Here is a 19,507-nt window from a genome sequence, read left to right as displayed (position 1 = left end):
ATCACTGAAGGGTGAAACAGTCGCCAACGCCGAATCACCCTGAGCGACCCGCATTTAGTCGACTAAATGCGAAGAGCCCCACGCAATTAGTCGGCTGAATGCGGAGAAAGAGAACCGGCAGCAGAAAGCAACCGATCGGCAAGGACCCGGCACCGCTCCCCCAACTCCACCGGTTCGATCACCTCGAAAGCATGCCCCAGCACCACCACATGCATCAGCAGGAAATCGAGATCCCCGGCCCCGCTCAGCACCTCGCATCGCGAACGCCCCCGTTCCCGCACCACGGCGGCCGACGCCGGGATCTGCGAACGCACGACCGGAGCGGGCGCGTGCACCAAAAACCGTGCCTGGTGCCGATAGACCCGGCTGGCGATGTTCTCCTGGACGTAAGCCGCCGCGTCGGGTGCCGCGCGCGGGCGGAAACGCCACGACCGCGCGGAAACCTCGGTCATCCGGTCGACACGGAAGGTGCGCCAGTCGTCGCGGTCGAGATCGTAGGCCAACAGATACCAGCGCCGCCCCGAGGCCACCAGCCGATACGGCTCGACCCGCCGCACCGTAGAACCCGAAGACGGATACTCGAAGGCCGCTTCGACCTCATCGCGGCAAGCGCGGGCCAGGGTCATGAGCACATCGGGGTCGATCGGCGCGCGGCTTCCGTCGAAGGCGACCACGGAGCCGGACAACGCGCTCACCTCGCGCCGCAGTCTGGTCGGCAGCACCCGGTCGAGTTTCGTCAGCGCCCGCAAGGCGGCTTCCCCGCTGCCCGCGCCGGCGAGCAGCGAGACCGCGGTGGCGATCGCCTCCTCGTCGTCCAGCAGCAACGGCGGCATGTCGTGCCCTGGCCCGAGCTGGTAGCCCCCGCCGACACCGTTGCTCGCCTGCACCGGATAACCGAGCGCGCGCAGCCGCTCGACGTCCCGCCGGATCGTGCGCGGCGTGACACCGAGCCGCTCCCCCAGTTCCGGGCCGGTCCACACGGCACGCTGCTGCAACAGCCCGAGCAGGGTGAGCACCCGTTCGGTCGTCCCGCGCTCGTCCTCCATGTCACCCACTCTGCCAGAGATAGCGGACCGATCCTGTCCGCTAGGCGTGTCAGACTTCTCCCATGAACCGCAAGAGCCGCGAATTCCAGGTCAGCTTCGACGCCCGCGACCCGAAAGCCCTGTCCACCTTCTGGCGCGACGCCCTGGGCTACGTCCACCCCGGCCCTCCCGGGGTCGAGGTGCCGGAGGGCACCGACCCGCTGGACGCGTGGGACGAGTTCCTCGAGCGCGTCGGCATGCCCGTGGAGCAGCGCAACAGCCGCTCGGCCCTCGAAGACCCGGCGGGCGAAGGACCCCGGATCTTCTTCCAGCAGGTCCCGGAGGACAAGATCGCGAAGAACCGCGTCCACCTCGACATCCGCGCCGCTCCCGGCCTGCAGGGAGACGAGCGCATGGCGGCGCTCGAAGCCGAATGCGACCGTCTCGTCGCCCTGGGTGCGACGCGAGTGAAGCGTTTCGAGCCCGAGCAGCCGTTGAGCCTCGGCTTCATCGTGATGAACGACCCCGAGGGCAACGAGTTCTGCCTAGACTGACGTCACCGCGATCGCGTTGTCCTCCAGGGATCCGAAGTAGAGGGTCCCGGCCCGCTCGCGGACGCCGACGAGCACGTGGAACCCGTCGATCTCCCCGCGCAGTTCGTGGACGAGCTTCCCGTCCGGGGTCACGCCCCGCACCCCGCATTCCCGCGCGGGTGCGGGCTGCAGGGCCGTCGGCAGCGCCCGGACACCGGCCCGCAGCGGCGCGGGGAGCTTCTGCACCAAGGAAAGCGCGGGCACCTTCGGGCTCGCCACGGTGATCCAGATCAGCCCGTCGCTGCCGGTCGAGATGTTGTCGGGATAACCCCACAGATCGTCGACGAGGTAGTCCCGCGTGCCCGCCTTGTCGCCCGTCAGCCATACGCGCGCGACCCGGTAGGCGCCGGTCTCGGCGACGGCCACATAGGACTCGTCGGGTGGCAGCGCGACACCGTTGGCGAACTGGAAACCGTCCGCGAGCTGCTCGATCTTCCCGTCCGGCGTGCGCCGCAGGAGCCGTCCGCCGCCGGTCTGCTCGATCAGGTCGTCGCGCCAATTCTCGATGCCGAAGCGGCGCGAGGAGTCGGTGAAGTACACCGTGCCGTCGGAGGCGACGGCGGCGTTGTTGCAGAACACGAAATCGAGCCCCACCGCCGAAGTCGCCAGCGTGGTGACCGGGCCGCCCGCGAGGGGCATGGTGAGCAGACCGGCCTTGGCGTCGCAGATCAAGAGGTCTTCGCCGTAGAACTCCAGGCCCAGCGGACGGCCGCCGGTGTCGCCGAGGACGTCGATCCGCCTGCCGTCCGGCGTGACACGCAGGATCCGCCCGTCGTCGACGCCGGTGTAGATCCTCCCCTGGTCGTCGACCACGACGTCCTCGGGACCGTGCCCGTTGACCGGGATGACCGTGACCTCGCCGAACGCCATCGCGTATGTCTCCTAGCGGTAGGTGAGCAGTTCCGCGGCTTCCGCCTCGAAATGCGGATGTTCGTTGAACGACAACAGGGTCACCCCGCCGCGGCCGGACACCAGTTTGGTGATGCCCGCGTTCACGGTGACCCGGTTCAGTTTCAGCAACCCCGCCTCCGGCGTGCCCATGAGCGCGCCGCAGACCGTCGCGATCACCCCACCGGAGCTGAAGACGACGGCGTGCTCGCCCTTGCCCAGCGACGCCACGACATCGGCCAGCGCGCCCTTGACCCGCTCCAGGAACCGTGGCCAGGTCTCGGCGCACGGACTCGAATCCCCCGCCGACACCCACGCGTTCAGGGCACCGTCCAAAGCGGCCTGATACGCCCGCGAGTCGGTCTGCTGGACACCGGCGGCGTGATACTTCGCGATGTCGACGTGGTCGTACTCGTTCCAGCGCTCGTCCTCGACGACGGCGATGCCGGAGCCGAGCACCTTCAACGCCGTCGCGGCCGTGTCTCGTTGGCGGGCAAGGGAACCCGCCCGCGCCTGGGTGAACTCGACACCTCGGCGGAGCAGTTCCTCACCGACCACAGTGGACTGTTCGAACCCGCGAGGCGAGAGCTGGTCGTAGTTCTCCGCGCCGAACGACGCCTGTCCGTGCCGGACCAGATAGATCGCGCCCATCTACGCGGTTCCTCCTCCGATGATCCGGCGGCAGCGGCCGTCGAGGTAGCCGACGAACTGCCAGAGGTCCTTCAACGCCGGATTGGTCGTCTGTCCCGCGTGGTAGCGGTAGTAGATCTGCTGGATCACCACCGCGAGCCGGAACAGGCCGTACACCTCGTAAAACGTCCAGTCGCCGATGTCGAGACCGGACCGTTCCGCGTACCGTCGCACGAATTCCTCGCGCGTGTACATCCCCGGCAGGTGCGTCGGCTGACGACGGCTGAGCTTCATCACGTCGTCATCGTCGTCCTGCACCCAGTACGCCAGGGTGCTGCCCAGTTCCATCAGCGGATCGCCGAGGGTGGCCATCTCCCAGTCGAGCACGCCGACGATGCCGAGATCGTCGTCGAGCACCAGGTTGTCGAGCCGGTAGTCGTTGTGGATCAGGCAGATCTTGACCTCGGCCGGCTGGTTCTCCTTCAGCCACGCCATCACCTCGGCGCAGTCCGGGACGTTGTCCGTGCGGGCCTTGAGGAACCGCTCCGACCAGCCTCGCACCTGGCGCTCGACGTAACCGGCGCCCTTGCCGAGGTCGGCCAGCCCGGCGGCCTCGACGTCGACGGCGTGCAGCTCGACCAGCCGGTCGACGACCTTGCCGCACAGTTCGCGCGCGCTCTCGGGCGGCAGATCGAACCCGGCGGGCAGATCTCCGCGCAGGATCAGGCCTTCGAGCCGCTCCATCACGTAGAAGTCGCCGCCGAGCACGCTTTCGTCGTCGCAGAAGGCGAGAACCTCGGGCACGTAAGGGAAGACCGGGCGCAACGCCTGCTGGACCCGGAACTCGCGGCGCATGTCGTGCGCGGAGGCGGCCTTGTGCCCCAGCGGCGGACGCCGCAGGATCAGCTCGCGATCCGGATAGGTCAGCAGATACGTGAGGTTCGAGGCGCCGCCGGGGAACTGGCGGACCCCGGGCGGCGCGTCGCCGAGCCCGGGCACCCGCGCGGCCAGCCAGGCGTGCACGGCGGCCGGGTCGAACGAGTCCTCTCCGCGTACCTCGACGGTCTTGTCCGCGACGGTCATCCGAACTTCTTCAGCAAGGGAGCCGGGACGAACGGGAAGAGCTTGGAGAGCACGCTCCATGGCCACGTCGGCACGAACGCCTTCGCCGTCTCGGATTCGATCGCCTTCACGAGCGCCTGCGCGCCCGGCTCCGCCCTGACGGCACCCGGAAGCTTCGAGATGTCTTCGTTCATCTCCGATTCGATGAACCCGGGGTGCAGCGTGGTGACCTTGATCGGGGTCTTCAGCAGCTCGATCCGGGTCCCCTCCGCGAACGCCGAGATACCCGCCTTCGAGGCGGCGTACGCGGTGGCGTTGCCCGGCACGCCGCGAAGCGCGAGGAAGGAGGACACGACCACGAGATGGCCTTCCTTCTGTTTCCGGAAGATGCCGACGGCGGCTTCGATCTGGGCGGCCGCGGCGAGGAAGTTCGTCTGCAGGGTCTCGCGGTTCGCGTCGAAGCGGCCGGTGCCGATCCGCTGTCCCTTGCCGAGCCCCGCGTTCACGATCACGCGATCGAGCGAGCCGAGCTCCTCGCGGAACTCCTCGAAGACGGCGAAGACCTGGTCGTGGTCGTTCACGTCGAGCTTCCGGGTGACCACGGTGATGCCGGGGTACGCCTTCTTGAGCTCCGCGGCGAGGGTTTCGAGCCGGTCGACACGGCGGGCGGCCAGCGCCAGGTTGCGGCCTCTCGCGGCGTACTGCCTGGCCATTCCTTCGCCGAGTCCGGAGCTCGCCCCGGTGATCAGGATGTTCTTCCGCAGGACCATGGGCAGGAGCTTACCCGTTGGTAACAAGTCTGGGAGCCCCTTGGACAGGGGGCTGCCCCCGGCGCCTGGAGTTCGCCGGGGGCAGCCTGTCCGCAAGGGTCTTACTTGACCTGGAGCAGCTTGTTCGCCGTTCCACCGGTCGGGTTGCTGATCTTGCCGTCCGCGGCGGCGGCGACCAGACCTTCGGCGACCTGGGCCGGGGTGGCGTCAGGGTGCGCCGAGAGGTACAGCGCGGCGGCACCGGCGACGTGCGGCGCGGCCATCGAGGTACCGCTGATGGTGTTGGTGGCGTCGTCACCGGTGCCCCACGTGGAGGTGATGTCGACACCCGGCGCGTACAGGTCGACGACCGAACCGTAGTTCGAGAAGCTGGCCTGCTTGTCGGTCTTGTCGCTGGCGGCCACGGTGATGGCCTCCTTGACCCGGGCCGGGGAGGTGGTGCCGGCGTCGGAGGACTCGTTGCCCGCCGCGAGCGCGAAGGTCACGCCCTTGTCGATGGCACCCTTGACCGCCGCGTCCAGGGCGTCGTCCGCGCCGCCGCCCAGGCTCATGTTGGCGACCGACGGGCCCTTGGCGTTCGCCGCGACCCAGTCGACACCGGCGACGACACCCTCGGTGGTGCCGCTGCCGTTGGCGTCCAGCACGCGGACGCCGACGATCTTCACGCCCTTGGCCAGACCGTGGTCCGTGCCGCCGATGGTGCCGGCGACGTGCGTGCCGTGGCCGTGCTCGTCGTTGGGGGTGTCGTCGTTGTCGACGAAGTCCTTGCCACCGGTGGCGCGGTCACCGAAGTCCTTGTGCGAGCCGCGGACACCGGTGTCGATGACATAGGCGGTGACGTTGTCGGCCTTCACCGGGTAGGTGTACTTGTTGTCGAGCGGAAGGTCCGCCTGGTCGACCCGGTCCAGGCCCCACGACGGCGGGTTGTCCTGGGTCTCGCTGATCTTGAACGTCTTGTTCTGGACGACGTAGGCGACCTGCGGGTCGGCGGCGAGACGCTTCGCGGCGGCCTCGTCGGCCTTGATCGAGAAGCCGTTCAGCGCCGAGCCGAAGGTGCGGGACAGCGTGGTGCCGTACTGACCGGTGAGGCCCTGCGCCTTGGCGGCCACGTTCGCGGTGATCTCGCTCGCCGCGGCGACGCCCTGGCCGACCGCGGTGGGCTTGAGGACGACGATGTAGCTGCCGCCGACCGCGTTGGCCGCACCCGCGCCGCGGATCTCGCCCTGCTGGTCGGCGTTGGCCGCACCCGCACCGAACGTGGCGACCGCCGCGGTCACACCGGCGAGGGCGACTCCCGCCACGAGGCCGCTACGGGTCTTTCGGGACTTCAGGTTCTTCCGGGACTTGCTCACTGGTTCCCTTCCTGCCGCGCCGTGCGGATCACCCGGGAGGATGATCGTTGTTGAGAGCCATGCAAGCCGGTGCGCAGGTGGCCGGGCAATGATTCACAGTTACCAGTACTAGGCCATCCGGAGTAACGGCGCTCGTCCGGAAAGTCGTTTTCTCCTGGCAGAAGGCGCCCCTGAAGCGTTACCTCAGACTGTTAAAGTTATTCGTGTTGTTATCAACCGGGCGGTGTCAGGGAACGGCAGACGGGGGCGGTCGGGCAGCATATGGTGGCGGGGAGCGCGGCGGACCGAGTGACCACGGACGATGATGATCAACCGCGTACCGCGTTCGCCACCGCGTTGCGATCGGCCATCGCCACGAGCGGCCTGAGTCTCGACCGTATCCAAGCCCGGCTGCTCGCGCGCGGCGCGTCGGTGAGCGTGACCGCGCTGAGTTACTGGCAATCGGGCAAACGTCAGCCGGAACGGCAGAGTTCGCTGTCCGCCGTCCGGGTGCTCGAAGAGGTGCTGGCGATCCCCGCCGGATCGCTGCTCAGTCTGCTCCCGCCGCCGCGGCCGCGCGGGGCGTCGTCACGCCGCAGCCGGGCCACCACCGAACAGCCGCTGACCTTCCCGCTCGAAGCGCTCCAGGCGTTGCTGGAGAAGGTCGGCGCACCCAACGCGCTCGAACAACACCATCAGCTGAAACTCGTCGGCCTGCACGACCTGTGCGAGATCGCCGAGGACGGCGGGCAACGCGCGGTGACCGCGCGGGCGGTGTTCCAGGCGGGCGCGGACGGGCAGGACCGCTGGCTGCTGGTGTACGCCCAGGGCGACCCGGAAGCGGGGCCGCCGGTGCTGAACACGCTGCGCAACTGCCACGTCGGACGCGCCGAGGTCGACGACGAGCACGGGCTCACCGTGGCCGAACTGCTCTTCGACCGGCCCATCGATCGCGGCGAGACTCACCTGATCGAGTACTCACTGACCAACCCCGGGCCGCCGTACCCGGAATGCCGGAACACGCATTACCGCGAGTTCCGGCGTCCCGTGCGCGAATACCTGCTGGAGGTCCGGTTCGACCCGGAGTCCAGCCCGGCGAAATGCTGGCAGTATTCGCGCCAGGGCACGTCGCCGCTGGACCGGAAGGAACTCAAACCGGACCAGGGCAACGGTGTCCACGCCGTCGCGCTGGACTTCGGGCCCGGCGTCTTCGGCATCGACTGGGAGTACTAGTGGAGCTTGTTGCGCAGCACCTTCCCGGTCGCGTTGCGCGGTAGCTCGTCGAGGAACTCCACGTCACGCGGCACCTTGTACCGGGCGAGGTTCGCCTTGACGTACTCGCGCACGCCGTCGACGTCCAGCTCCGACTTCTCGGCCCGCACCACGAACGCCTTCAGCCGCTGCCCGAACTCGGGATCCTCGACGCCGACGACCGCGGCCTCGATCACGTCCTCACGTTCGACCAGGAGGTTCTCCACCTCGATCGGGAAGACGTTCTCGCCGCCGGACACGATCATCTCGTCGTCGCGGCCGTCGATGAACAGCAGGCCGTCCTCGTCGAAGTGGCCGACGTCGCCGCTGGAGAGCAGCCCGTCGATGATCTCCTTGTTGCGCCCGTCGGTGTAGCCCTGGAAGCTCAGCCCGCTGCCGACGAACACCCGGCCGGTGACATGCGGCTCGGTGATCTTGCCGCCCTTTTCGTCGTACAGCGCCACCTTGCAGCCCACCGGCGCGCGGCCGACGGTGCCCGGCGCCTTGCGCCAGTCCTCGGGCGTCGCGACCGTCGCGACCGCGACCTCGGTGGAGCCGTAGAGGTTGTGCACGACGTCGCCGAACGCGGCGGTCGCGCGGTTCCCGAGATCCGGGGACAGCGCGGAGCCGGCGACGAAGATGATCCGCAGGCTCGAGGTGTCGTACTTGGCGCGGATCTCCTCGGGCAGGTCGACGATGCGCTGCAGCATCGTCGGCACGAGGACCAGCGTGGTGCAGCGGTTCTCCGCGACGCCGCGCAACGTCTCCTCCGGCACGAACTTGCGCCGCATGACGACCTTCGAACCGAGCGCGAAGGACAGGATGAACTGCGACAACCCGGTGCCGTGGAACAGCGGCGCGCCCATGTAGGTCGCCTCGCCGGTGCGCAGCGGGATGCGGTCGAGGAACTGCGCCGAGGCGAGCGCGGAGGTGTGCGGCCGCGGCGCGCCCTTCGGCGTCCCGGTGGTGCCGCTGGTCAGCAGGATGAACCCGCCGGGTTTGGCCGGCGCGGGCCACGGACGGTCGTCGGTGCTGGCGACCAGTTCGGCGACGACCGGGATGCCGGCCGGGCGCGCGGTGTCCGAATCGACCCAGGCGAGGTAGTGCTCGACGTCGCCCTCGACGGCGTCCAGCAGCTCGGTGAACTCCTGGTCGTACACGAGCGCCGTGACGCCTTCACGTTTCGCGACGTCCGCGAGCTGGGGTTTGGCGAACCCGGTGTTCATCAGCAGCAGCTTGGCGCCGAGTTTGCCCGAGGCGAGCATCGTCAGCACGAGACCGCGGTGGTCGCGGCACAGCGCGGCGATCACCGAACCCGGGCCGAGACCACGTTCGGACCACGCCCTGGCCAGCGCGTTCGACTGGGTGTCGAGCTGTTTGAAGGTCAGCGGCCCCAGCTCGTCGATGATGCCGGTCGCGGTCGGGTCGCGGCGGGCGGCGATCATGTTCGCCCCGGCGAACGGGCCCCACTTCCGCACCATGACCAGCGAACGCAGGCCCTCGTCCACCCGCGGGATCGGGAGCAGGCCCGCTTGGCGCATCACGTCGATGCTGCGCACGGTCTCGGTCACCTTGCCCGCCACCAGGGTGGCGAGGCCGGTGGGGTTTCTCATCCGGGCACCTCCGTTGCTGCTGCGGCGAGACACCATGCCACCGATGGTTCGCGTACCGGCGGTATGGGGTTGCTACTCGACAGTAGCCGACCGATAGCGCAGGCGCACTAGCCGTCTGGTGACAGAAATGTCGGAGGGAACCACCACAATGTGAGTGTGCAGGCGATCGCAGGTCAAGAGGAGGATGGCGACTTCGCGATCGCACTTTCCGGGCAGCCGCCGCGGCGCGGACTGAAGCTCGCGGAGTTCGTCGCCGAAGTACGCGAGCTGGAGGCGGAGCACTCACCCCGTTGGGTGTTCCCGTCGGTCGAAGGGACGTATCCCGCGTTGATCAAGGCGGGCGTCCGGGTGCGGCGCTGTCACGACCTGACGCTGATCGAGGGCTTGCTCCTGGCCCACGAGGGGCGGCCGCAGGAGTCGCGAAGCCTGCGCGCGGCGCTGGCCAGGGCGAATGGGCAGGAGGCACCCGCCGACGAGCCGCCGCTCTGGGCCGAGGACGACCAGCCGACGCTGTTCGAGACGCGCGGCCCTCGGCTGCCCGCCGGTGTCACGGTGATCGACGCGGCGCGCCGGGTGCTGGCCGAGCAGGAGAAACGGGTCGCGCTGACCGATCATCCGGAGCGGCTCCGGTTGCTCTTCGCGGCGGAGTCGGCGAGTGCGCTGGCGGCCGCGGAGATGTCGGCCGACGGGCTGCCGTGGCGGGCCGACCTGCATTTGGCGTTGCTGGCCGACCAGCTCGGGCCCCGCGTCCCGGCCGGGCAGCGACCGAAACGGCTGGTCGAGCTGGCGGCGAAGATCAGCGACGCGTTCGGCGGGCGCCCGGTCAACCCGGACGCCCCGGCCAGCGTCGTCCGCGCGCTCGGCCGGGAGGGCATCGAGGTCTCGTCGGCGAGGAAGTACCTGCTGCGCGACATCGACCATCCCGCCGTCCCGCCGCTGCTGGAGTACAAGGAGCTCGCGCGGCTGCATTCGGCCAACGGCTGGACCTGGCTCGACGAGTGGGTACGCGACGGACGGTTCCGCCCGCATTACGTCGTCGGCGGGGTCGTCTCCGGCCGCTGGGCGAGCCGGGGCGGGGGTGCGCTGCAGATCCCGAAGGTCCTGCGAACCTGTGTCCGGGCCGATCCGGGCTGGAAGCTGGTGGTCGCCGACGCCGCGCAGCTGGAGCCGCGGGTGCTGACGGCGTTGTCCGGAGACCGCAAGCTCGCCGACGTCGCCGCGGCCACGGATCTGTACGCGAGCCTCGCCGAGGCGATGTTCTCCGGCGTGCGCCGGGTGCCCGTGCCCGTGTGGGACGACAGGGACGACCGGGACCGCGCGAAGATCGCGATGCTGTCGGCGATGTACGGCGGCACGTCCGGTGAGGCCGGGCCGCTGCTGGCGTTGCTGCGCACCAGGTTCCCGGACGCGGTGTCCTATGTGGAGCGTGCCGCGCAGGCCGGGGAGCGCGGGGAGCGCGTCCGCTCGCGGCTGGGCCGGACGTCGCCCGCGCCGTCGGAGGCGTGGCGCGCGCTGACCGGCGGGGTCGCGGCGGACGAGGCCGGCGAGCTGAAGGCGCGTCAGGCGGCGCGCAACTGGGGCCGGTTCACCCGCAACTTCGTCGTGCAGGCGAGTGCGGCGGACATGACCGCGGTCCTGCTGGCGACCCTGCGCGGCAGGCTGCCCGCCCCCGCGCACCTGGTGTTCTTCCAGCACGACGAGGTCCTGGTGCACACCCCCGCCGAGTTCGCCGACGAGGTCTCGCAGTCCATTGTGGACAGCATGGCCGAGGCGGCGCGGCTGCTCTTCGGTGCCGCCTGCCCGGTCCGGTTCCCGCTGCACATCGCCGCCGTGGACACCTACGCCGACGCCAAGTGACTCGCATTTAGTCCTCTGAATGCGGCTCGCATTCAGAGGACTAAATGCGGGCGGCGTCGTCCAGGGCCTTGATGACGCGCTTCAGCGAGACGGGGTGGGCGGTACCCAGGGTCTGGGCGAAGAAGCTCACCCGCAGTTCCTCGATCATCCACCGGATCTCCCGCAGCGCGGGCGACGAGGTGCCCGGCGGAAGCGCGTCGAGGGCGGCCTGGTACTCGTTGCGCAGCCAGGCGATGTCGCCGGTGCGCTGGATGTCCCGGGTCGGCTCGGTCGGGAGCTTCTCCAGCCGCCGCTCGATCCCCCGCAGATACCGGACGACGTGCTTGAGCCTGTCCTGCCCCGTTTCGGTGACGAAACCCTTGTGCACCAAGCCGTCCAGCTGCGCGCGGATGTCGGCGAGCGAGTCCTTCGGGCCGCGTGTGTCGGCCAGCCGGGTTTCGACGTCGTTGGCCGCGCGCAGGATCTTCTCGACGTTGGTCAGCACGTCGAGCACCCCGGCGTTCAGGCCCGCACGCACCTTTTCCAGCAGGACGGCGAATCCGGCCTCGTCCCAGCGCGGTCCGCCGTTGTCGGCCACGAGCTTGTCGACCGCGCAATCCACACAGTCTTCGAGCAGCGCCGCCACCGAGCCGTGCGGATTCCGGTTCAGCACGAGTTTCGACGAGTTGCCGAGGCTGCGGGTGATGAACTTCATCGGCGACGGGATGTTCAGCCGCAGCATCCGCCGCGTGCCCGCCCACATCGACTGTTCCTGCTGGCCCGGCGTGTCCAGCAGCCGCACCGCCACGGAACCGCCTTCGTCGACCAGCGCCGGATACGCCTTGACGTCGTGCCCGCGCTGCTTGCTCGCGAACACCTTAGGCAGTTCGCCGAACGCGGGCGTCGTCAGCCCCTCGCGCTCGATGCTGTCGGCGGCCTTGGAGATCGTCGCGCGCACCTGGCCGCTCAGGTCTCGTTTGAGCGCCTCGATGTCCTTGCCTTCGGACACCTTCTTGCCACGCACGTCGACGACGCGGAACGTCATCTTCAGATGCTCGGGAACCGTCGACAGCTGCCAGGCGTCATCCGGGATCACCACCCCGCGCAACGCTTCCAGCTCGTCGGCGACGACGTGCAACAGCGGCCCGTCGGCCGGGCCGACCCGTGACAACACCAGTTTCGCGTGGTCGGGGGCCGGCACGAAATTGCGCCGGATCGCCTTGGGCAGCGACTTGATCAGCTGCGTCACCAGTTCTTCGCGCAGGCCGGGAACCTGCCAGTCGAAACCGTCCGGGGTCACCTGGTTCAGCACCGGCAGCGGGATGTGCACGGTGACGCCGTCCGCGTCGGCACCCGGCTCGAACTGGTACGTGAGCTTGAACGTCTGCGTGCCCTGCGTCCAGAAGTCGGGGTAGTCGGCCTCGCGCACGCCGCCCGCGGTCTCGTTGATGAGCATCGTCTTCTCGAAGCTCAGCAGGTCGGGCTCGGTGTGCCGCGTCTTCTTCCACCAGCTGTCGAAATGCCGCGCGGAGACGACGTCGGCCGGGACGCGCTGGTCGTAGAACTCGAACAACGTCTCGTCGTCGACCAGGATGTCGCGACGGCGGGCCCGGTTCTCCAGGTCTTCGACCTCGTCGAGCAACGCGCGGTTCTCGCGGAAGAAGTGGTGGCGGGTCTCCCAGTCGCCCTCGACCAGCGCGTGCCGGATGAACAGCTCGCGGCTCACCTCGGGATCGATGCGCCCGTAGTTCACCCGGCGGTCGGCGACGAGCGGGACGCCGTACAGCGTCACCTTCTCCGTCGCCATCACCGCGCCCTGCTTGCGTTCCCAGTGCGGCTCGGAGTAGTTCCGCTTCACGACGTGCCCGGCGAGCGGCTCGACCCATTCGGGCTCGATCCGCGCGTTGACCCGGCCCCACAGGCGCGAGGTCTCGACGAGTTCGGCCGACATGACGAACCGCGGCTGCTTCTTGAACAACGCCGAACCCGGGAACACCGAGAACCGCGCCCCGCGTGCGCCGAGGTAGTCGCCCTTGGCCGGATCCTTGAGGCCGACATGCGACAGCAGCCCGGCGATCAGCGACGTGTGCACACGTTGCGGATCGGCCGGGCCGGAGGTGTTGAGCGTGATGCCGAGCGGTTTGGCCAGCTGACGCAGCTGGCTGAAGATGTCCTGCCATTCGCGGATGCGCAGGTAGTTCAGGTACTCGTTGCGGCACATCCGGCGGAACTGGTTGGTGGACAACGCCTTCTGCTGCTCGCTGACGTACTCCCACAGGTTGAGGTACGCCAGGAAGTCCGACGTCTTGTCCGCGAACCGCGCGTGCTGCTCGTCCGCCGCCTGCTGCTTCTCCGCCGGTCGCTCCCGCGGGTCCTGAATGGACAGTGCGGAGGCGATGATCATCACTTCGCGGACGCAGCCGTTGCGCGAGGCCTCCAGCACCATCCGCGCCATCCGCGGGTCCACCGGGAGCTGCGCGAGCTTGCGGCCGGTCTCGGTGAGCTTCTTGCCGTCCGACATCTCGAACGCGCCGAGTTCCTGCAGCAGCTGGACGCCGTCGGTCACCTGACGGCGATCCGGCGGCTCCACGAACGGGAACGCCGCGATGTCGCCGAGCCCGAGCGAGGTCATCTGCAGGATGACCGACGCGAGGTTGGTCCGCAGGATCTCCGGATCGGTGAACTCGGGCCGTGCGTCGAAGTCGTCTTCGGAGTACAAGCGGATGCAGATACCGTCGGACGTCCGGCCGCAGCGGCCCTTGCGCTGGTTCGCCGAAGCCTGCGAGACCGGCTCGATCGGCAGCCGCTGCACCTTGGTGCGATGGCTGTAGCGCGAGATCCGCGCGGTGCCGGGGTCGATGACGTACTTGATGCCGGGCACGGTCAGCGAGGTCTCGGCGACGTTCGTCGCGAGTACGACACGGCGCCCGGTGTGGCGCTGGAACACCCGATGCTGGTCCGACGACGAAAGCCGCGCGTACAGCGGCAGGATCTCGGTGTTCCTCAGGTCCTGTTTGGACAGCGCGTCCGCCGCGTCGCGGATCTCCCGCTCGCCGGAGAGAAACACCAGGATGTCCCCTGGTCCCTCGTGCTGGAGCTCGTCGACGGCGTCGCAGATGGCCTGTGTCTGGTCCCGGTCCTGATCGGCGTCCGGATCGTCCGGGTCGATGATCGGCCGGTAGCGGACCTCGACCGGATACGTCCGGCCGGAGACCTCCACGATCGGCGCGTCGTCGAAGTGTTTGGAGAACCGTTCCGGGTCGATCGTCGCCGAGGTGATGATCACCTTGAGGTCGGGGCGCCGGGGCAGGAGCTGCTTGACGTAGCCGAGGATGAAGTCGATGTTGAGGCTGCGCTCGTGCGCCTCGTCGATGATCAGCGTGTCGTACTGCCGCAGCATCCGGTCGGTCTGGATCTCGGCGAGCAGGATGCCGTCGGTCATCAGCTTGACCAGCGTGTCCTGGCCGGACTGGTCGGTGAACCGGACCTTGTAGCCGACGGTCTCGCCGAGTTCGGTGTTCAGCTCGGAGGCGATGCGATCGGCGACCGTGCGCGCGGCCAGCCGCCGCGGCTGCGTGTGCCCGATCTGGCCGCGGATGCCGCGGCCGAGTTCGAGACAGATCTTGGGCAGCTGGGTCGTCTTGCCCGACCCGGTCTCCCCGGCGACGATCACCACCTGGTGGTCGCGGATGGCCTCGGCGATCTCGTCCTTCCGCTGGCTGACGGGCAGCTCTTCGGGGAAGGAGATCTTCGGGACGCTGTCCCGCCTGCGCGTGATGCGGAGTTCGGCGGCCTCGATGTCGGCCTCGATCTGCGCGGCGATCGACTCCGCGTTGCGCGCTTTGCGGGCACCGTCGAGCCGGCGCCGGAGGCGGTGCTCGTCGCGCGACATCAATTCGGGCAGGCGAGCGCGCAGGGCGCCGAGCGGGGAAGGTTGAGCAGCCATGACCGGCACCAGGATAGCCGTGCGTGACGATCCGGGCTTCCGAATATCCCGCACGTCACCACCACCCCACGCATTTCGTCCTCTGGATGCGGTAGTCGGCAGCGCGAACTACCGCATCCAGAGGACTAAACGCGGGTGAGGGAGGCCGGAGTGAGGTCGGCGAGCCGCCGGTGTCCGGACAGGCCCATGGTCAGGTCGAGGTCGGCGAGCAGGCTCCGCAGCACGTGCCGGACGCCGTCCTCCCCCGCGTGCGCCAGGCCGTACACCCACGGCCGCCCGACCAGCACGGCCTTGGCCCCGAGCGCGAGCGCCTTGGCGATGTCGGCGCCGGTACGGATCCCGGAGTCGAACAGGATCTCCAGCCGGTCGCCGACCGCGGCCACGATCTCCGGGAGCGCGTCGAGCGACGCGATCGCGCCGTCGACCTGGCGGCCGCCGTGGTTGGACACGACGATCCCGTCCATCCCGGCGTCCACGGCACGGCGGGCGTCGTCGGGATGCTGGATGCCCTTGAGCACGATCGGCCCGTCCCAGTGCTCGCGCAGGAACGGCAGCCGGTCCCAGGTGCTGTCGGTACCCGTGATCATCGAGATCCAGCGCAGGATCGCGGTCGGCGCGTCCTCTTCCGGCGTCTTCTCCAGCAGGCCGCGGAACACCGGATCGCTCAGCGGGACACCGAGCCCCTCGCCCTTGATGAACGGCAGGTACGCGTGGTCAAGGTCGTTCGGGCGCCACGCGAGGGTCCAGGTGTCGAGGGTGACGACGAGCGTGGTGAACCCGGCGGCCTTCGCCCGGGCCAGGATGCTCGCGCAGACGTCGTTGTCGGTCGGCCAGTACAGCTGGAACCAGCGCGGCCCCTCACCACTGGCCTCGGCGACGTCCTCGATGCTCGTGGACGACGCCGTCGACATGACGTACGGCAGGCCGACCGACGCCGCGGCCCGCGCGGCCGCCGGCTCGGCGCCCTCGTGGACGATCGACTGGACGCCGACCGGCGCCAGCAGCACCGGCGCCGGAACGGGCGTGCCCAGCACGGTCGTGGACAGATCGCGTTCGGTGGCGCCGGTGAGCATCCGCGGCACCAGGCGCCAGCGGTCGAAGGCCTCGCGGTTGGCCCGGGCGGTGGCACCGGAACCGGCCGAACCGGCGACGTAGAAGAACGGTCCAGGCTCCAGGATCTCCCGTGCCGACTCCTCCAGTTTCGTGGCGTCGGTGGAGCACGGCGGGAAGGTGCCGCCGAGTCCCTGCAGGTAGATCTCGTTCTGGTAGCCGCCGAACCGCTCCGTCACCCAGGCCTCCTCGTCACGTCGCCCTGGCCGGCTCGTCGCGGCGGGTCGAGCCTCGGACAATACTCGCCGGTAGCAACCAGGTGAGCTTCTCGGAGCGGATGACCGCGACTGGACCGATCACGGCCAGCAGTAGGACATAGCCCGCGACGAACGGCGCGACCCTCGAGTCGAGCCCGGCCGCGGTCGCCATCGCCGCGAGCACCAGTGAGAACTCGCCCCTGGTGAGCACAGTCAGCCCGATGTTCACCCCCGCCTGGCGATCGAACCCGTTCACCCGCGCGGCCAGCGCGCCCGCGCCCAGGTTCAGCACGATCGTCAGCGCCACCGCGATCAGCACCGGCACGACCACCGAGCCGACCGCGTCCGGGTCGATGCTGAGCCCGAAGATGAAGAAGAACAGCGCGCCGAACGCGTCCCGCAGCGGGAGCACCAGCTTGTGGATCCGCGGCGCGACCTTCGAGCCGCCGAGCATCATGCCGACCATGAACGCGCCGATGGCGTCGGACACCCCGACCTCCTCGGCGACGGCGGCACCCATGACCGCGACCCCGACGAAGCAGACGGTCAGCAATTCGTCGTCGGCCGAGCCGAACAGCTTCGACACCACCCGGCCACCCCAGCGGGCGAGCGCGGCCATCACGATCAGGAACGCGAAGGCCTTGCCGAAATCGGCGAGCGCCGAGCCGAAGCTCCCGGCGCCGGACAGCACCGGCTGCAGCAAGGCCAGGTAGAGGGCGAGGAAGATGTCCTCGATCACGATGATGCCCATGATCAGCCGGGATTCGGGGTTGTCCATCCGGCGGGATTCGAGCAGGAGTTTGGTGACGATCGCCGACGACGAGATCCCGATGGCACCGGCGATGACCAGTGCCTCCCTGGTCCCCCAGCCGAGCAGGAAGCCGAAGGCGAGCCCGCCGCCGATGTTCAGGATCAGGTAGATCAGCCCGGACCAGACGAGTTTGCGCCCGCCCTTGGCCAGATCGTCGAGGGAGAACTCGAGGCCGAGGTAGAACAGGAGGAAGACGAGGCCGAGCCCGGCGAGCACACCGAGCTCCTTCGGATCGTCCACAAGGGACAGTCCGGGGGTGTTGGGGCCGAAGACGAAACCGGCCAGCATGAACAGGGGGATCGTGGGCAGCCCGATACGGGCGCCGGCTCTGGCGATGACACCGGCGGCGAGGAACGCCCCGCCGACGGCCAGCAGGGCATGACCGGAACTCATGGAGACCTCCGATGGATGGCTGATACGGGCAGAAGACGCCGGTCAGCGCGGAGGTGCCCGTGCGGGCGCCTGGGGCACCGCACGGGTGATGACGACGGGTTCGTCCTGCTCAGGGACGTGGCCGGCGTCGGGGAGGTCGACGGTCTCCGCTTCGGCGGGAGCGTCGGCGAGGGGAACGGCCTGCCCGCCGTGGAAGGCGGGCAGCGGATGGGTCGCGAAAACGGCGACGGGATCTTCCTTCGCGGCCCGGCCGTGCCCGTGGGGAACGGTCGGCGTGACGAAGGCGAAGACGAGCAAGATCAGCAGGAAGAAGACGGAACGGTGCCGTGCGGCGGGGGCACGGGTCGTCGTCATCTGCCGACCACTTTACCATTCCTTTATAGACATATCGACGGGGGTCCGTCGCGCATGTCCATTTAGGACAGTTTGACGGCGGCGAGCTCCTCGTCCTCGAGCGGGCCGCCGATGGCGGCGTAGGTCTCGGGATCCCTCGTCCGCAACACTTCCGCGCGCAGGAAGCCCGCCAGCGCGGCGACGAGCACGAGACCGGGCAGCCCCCAGCGCAACACGAACGTCCCGGCCGGGCCGAGCAGCAGATCGAAGTTGAGCAGGATCAGCGCCAGGACGGCCGACAGCGCGAGGATCGCCAGCGACGGCGCGATCCAGCGGCGCCAGGCGTTTTCGGCGTGACGGCGCCGTTTGAAAAAGCCGATCACCGAAAGCGAGACGGCGATCATGATCACCACGACCCCGGTCGACGCCGTCGTGCCGAGCCAGGTGAACAGTTCGGTCACCGGGTCGCGGCCCGCGATCGCGAAGAGCGACACGACCACCAGCGCGAGCGCGGTCTGCGTGAGCGAACCGGCCACCGGCGCGCCGGTGCGTTTGCTGGTCTTGGCCAGCGAACGCGGCAACAGCCCTTCCCTGCCCAGCGCGAAGAAGTACCGCGCGACGGCGTTGTGGAAGCTCAACAGCGCCGCGCACTGGCCGGTGACGAACAGCGTGTACGCGACGTCGGAGAACGTGCCGCCGAGATGTTCGCCCGCCAGGTTGAACAGCAGATCCGGACCCTGGGCGGCCGCGGTCGTCACGATGACGTCCGGCCCGGCGCCCACGGCCAGCGCGAGCGACGAGACGACGTAGAGCACCGCGGTGAGCGCGATCGCGGCGAACGTCGCCCGGCCGACCGTGCGGCTGGGTTCCCGGGTCTCCTCGCCGTAGGTCGCCGCGCCCTCGAAGCCGATGAACGCGGCCGCGGAGAACGCGAACACCGCGCCCACCCCGGTGGTGAACAGGCTCGACGGTTCCAGCGGGACCAGGGAAACGCTGCCACCGGCCGGATTCGCGAACAACGCGATGTCGACGATCGCGACGACGGCCACCTCGAGGCACAGCGCCACCCCGAGCACCTTGGCGTTGAGATCGACCCGCAGGACGCCGAGCGCGCCGACGAGAAGCACCATCACCAGCGCGCACAACCACCACGGCGGCGGGGATCCGGTGAGCGTGCCCAGCCAGGTCGACACCGACCAGCCGAACAGGCCGTAGATGCTGATCTGGATGGCGTTGTAGGAGATCAGCGTGACGAACGCGATCCCGGCGCCGGTGGATTTGCCGACCCCGTTGGCGACGTACGGGTAGAAGGCGCCCGCGTTGGTGATGTAGCGGCTCATCGCCGCGTACCCGACCGCGAACAGGCCCAGGATCGGGGCGAGCAGAAGGAACGACAACGGCACCCCGACACTGCCGGTGACCGCGTAGTTCGTCGGGACCCCGCCCGCGATGGCGAAGAGCGGACCCGCCGCGGCCACCACGAAGAACACGATCTGGGCGGCTCCGAGCCGCCGATGACCGAGACCGCGCCGCGGTCTTTGCGTACCCATGGAGCCGTCCCCCGGACGTCGGTTTGGCGGTGTGGAGGTTCTTGATCTTGCGAAGCCATCCCACCCTAGGGCCGGGCACCACGGCGAGGTACGTCCGTTCAGGCTAAAAACGGACCTCGGGTCGCAGCGGTACCCGCACTACCGCTACTTTGGCCGTCCCGCACCACA

At 69.1% G+C, this 19,507-nt stretch carries 15 protein-coding genes; 3 read left to right on the top strand and 12 right to left on the bottom strand.

Translation table 11 applies throughout. From position 1 onward, the window contains the following. Window positions 1-86: 86 nt before the first annotated feature. A complete protein-coding gene (locus ED92_RS37225) occupies window positions 87-1,046 on the bottom strand; it encodes a YafY family protein (RefSeq protein ID WP_037346789.1) in 960 nt (319 codons plus the stop codon). 62 nt (window positions 1,047-1,108) lie between these two features. Between ED92_RS37225 and ED92_RS37220 the strand changes: the two genes are divergently transcribed. Continuing rightward, a complete protein-coding gene (locus ED92_RS37220) occupies window positions 1,109-1,579 on the top strand; it encodes a VOC family protein (protein WP_037346786.1) in 471 nt (156 codons plus the stop codon). Here ED92_RS37220 and ED92_RS37215 read toward each other — a convergent pair. From ED92_RS37215 to ED92_RS37195, 5 genes are all read right to left on the bottom strand, one after another. Next, complete coding sequence (locus tag ED92_RS37215; protein WP_037346783.1) at window positions 1,571-2,488, bottom strand: SMP-30/gluconolactonase/LRE family protein; 918 nt, start codon at window positions 2,486-2,488, stop codon at window positions 1,571-1,573. The two genes, ED92_RS37220 and ED92_RS37215, sit on opposite strands and share 9 nt — an antisense overlap. 12 nt (window positions 2,489-2,500) lie before the next feature. After that, complete coding sequence (locus ED92_RS37210; protein ID WP_037346781.1) at window positions 2,501-3,157, bottom strand: histidine phosphatase family protein; 657 nt, start codon at window positions 3,155-3,157, stop codon at window positions 2,501-2,503. Continuing rightward, on the bottom strand, window positions 3,158-4,219 hold the full coding sequence (locus ED92_RS37205; protein ID WP_037346778.1) for a phosphotransferase family protein: 1,062 nt from the start codon (window positions 4,217-4,219) through the stop codon (window positions 3,158-3,160). Beyond that, window positions 4,216-4,968: an SDR family oxidoreductase gene (locus ED92_RS37200; protein ID WP_037346776.1), complete on the bottom strand. Its 753-nt coding sequence runs from the start codon at window positions 4,966-4,968 to the stop codon at window positions 4,216-4,218. Before ED92_RS37200 ends, ED92_RS37205 begins: the two co-directional genes overlap by 4 nt. Before the next feature lie 101 nt (window positions 4,969-5,069). Further along, entirely contained in the window at window positions 5,070-6,320 is a 1,251-nt protein-coding gene (locus tag ED92_RS37195; protein WP_037346775.1) for a S8 family peptidase, read from the bottom strand. 261 nt (window positions 6,321-6,581) lie between these two features. On the opposite strand from ED92_RS37195, the gene ED92_RS37190 reads away from it, so the two are divergent. Beyond that, window positions 6,582-7,532 carry a hypothetical protein gene (locus ED92_RS37190; protein ID WP_152611104.1) on the top strand — a complete coding sequence of 317 codons (951 nt, stop codon included), beginning with the start codon at window positions 6,582-6,584 and terminating at the stop codon, window positions 7,530-7,532. Here ED92_RS37190 and ED92_RS37185 read toward each other — a convergent pair. Continuing rightward, on the bottom strand, window positions 7,529-9,163 hold the full coding sequence (locus ED92_RS37185) for an acyl-CoA synthetase (RefSeq protein WP_037346774.1): 1,635 nt from the start codon (window positions 9,161-9,163) through the stop codon (window positions 7,529-7,531). The genes ED92_RS37190 and ED92_RS37185 overlap by 4 nt on opposite strands. Window positions 9,164-9,313: 150 nt before the next feature. On the opposite strand from ED92_RS37185, the gene ED92_RS37180 reads away from it, so the two are divergent. Then, the gene (locus tag ED92_RS37180; protein ID WP_037346772.1) at window positions 9,314-11,020 is read left to right on the top strand and encodes a bifunctional 3'-5' exonuclease/DNA polymerase; all 1,707 of its coding nucleotides are present in this window, start codon (window positions 9,314-9,316) and stop codon (window positions 11,018-11,020) included. A 40-nt stretch (window positions 11,021-11,060) separates the two neighbouring features. On the opposite strand, the gene hrpA is transcribed toward ED92_RS37180, so the two are convergent. The 5 genes from hrpA to ED92_RS37155 form a co-directional block, all read right to left on the bottom strand. Then, entirely contained in the window at window positions 11,061-14,945 is a 3,885-nt protein-coding gene (hrpA, locus tag ED92_RS37175) for an ATP-dependent RNA helicase HrpA (RefSeq protein ID WP_037346771.1), read from the bottom strand. 125 nt (window positions 14,946-15,070) lie between these two features. Beyond that, window positions 15,071-16,234 carry a lactate 2-monooxygenase gene (locus ED92_RS37170; protein ID WP_037346769.1) on the bottom strand — a complete coding sequence of 388 codons (1,164 nt, stop codon included), beginning with the start codon at window positions 16,232-16,234 and terminating at the stop codon, window positions 15,071-15,073. Window positions 16,235-16,247: 13 nt separating this feature from the next. Next, a complete protein-coding gene (locus ED92_RS37165; RefSeq protein ID WP_037346768.1) occupies window positions 16,248-17,456 on the bottom strand; it encodes a cation:proton antiporter in 1,209 nt (402 codons plus the stop codon). A gap of 42 nt (window positions 17,457-17,498) precedes the next feature. Beyond that, window positions 17,499-17,810, bottom strand: a complete 312-nt coding sequence (locus ED92_RS37160; RefSeq protein WP_037346766.1) for a hypothetical protein — start codon at window positions 17,808-17,810, stop codon at window positions 17,499-17,501. A gap of 62 nt (window positions 17,811-17,872) precedes the next feature. Beyond that, window positions 17,873-19,339: an APC family permease gene (locus tag ED92_RS37155; RefSeq protein ID WP_037346764.1), complete on the bottom strand. Its 1,467-nt coding sequence runs from the start codon at window positions 19,337-19,339 to the stop codon at window positions 17,873-17,875. Between the last annotated feature and the right edge of the window lie 168 nt (window positions 19,340-19,507).

The organism is Amycolatopsis sp. MJM2582, from assembly GCF_000754115.1.
GTDB lineage: Bacteria > Actinomycetota > Actinomycetes > Mycobacteriales > Pseudonocardiaceae > Amycolatopsis > Amycolatopsis japonica.
Note: the sequence above shows the minus strand (reverse complement) of the source record. Positions and strands in the feature narration are given on the sequence as shown.

Coding starts and splice junctions, on each gene's coding strand:
- ED92_RS37165 (WP_037346768.1), bottom strand. CDS start 17,456: ATGAGTTCCGGTCATGCCCTGCTGGCCGTCGGCGGGGCGTTCCTCGCC.
- ED92_RS37225 (WP_037346789.1), bottom strand. CDS start 1,046: ATGGAGGACGAGCGCGGGACGACCGAACGGGTGCTCACCCTGCTCGGG.
- ED92_RS37155 (WP_037346764.1), bottom strand. CDS start 19,339: ATGGGTACGCAAAGACCGCGGCGCGGTCTCGGTCATCGGCGGCTCGGA.
- ED92_RS37200 (WP_037346776.1), bottom strand. CDS start 4,968: ATGGTCCTGCGGAAGAACATCCTGATCACCGGGGCGAGCTCCGGACTC.
- ED92_RS37185 (WP_037346774.1), bottom strand. CDS start 9,163: ATGAGAAACCCCACCGGCCTCGCCACCCTGGTGGCGGGCAAGGTGACC.
- hrpA (WP_037346771.1), bottom strand. CDS start 14,945: ATGGCTGCTCAACCTTCCCCGCTCGGCGCCCTGCGCGCTCGCCTGCCC.
- ED92_RS37160 (WP_037346766.1), bottom strand. CDS start 17,810: ATGACGACGACCCGTGCCCCCGCCGCACGGCACCGTTCCGTCTTCTTC.
- ED92_RS37215 (WP_037346783.1), bottom strand. CDS start 2,488: ATGGCGTTCGGCGAGGTCACGGTCATCCCGGTCAACGGGCACGGTCCC.
- ED92_RS37210 (WP_037346781.1), bottom strand. CDS start 3,157: ATGGGCGCGATCTATCTGGTCCGGCACGGACAGGCGTCGTTCGGCGCG.
- ED92_RS37190 (WP_152611104.1), top strand. CDS start 6,582: ATGGTGGCGGGGAGCGCGGCGGACCGAGTGACCACGGACGATGATGAT.
- ED92_RS37205 (WP_037346778.1), bottom strand. CDS start 4,219: ATGACCGTCGCGGACAAGACCGTCGAGGTACGCGGAGAGGACTCGTTC.
- ED92_RS37220 (WP_037346786.1), top strand. CDS start 1,109: ATGAACCGCAAGAGCCGCGAATTCCAGGTCAGCTTCGACGCCCGCGAC.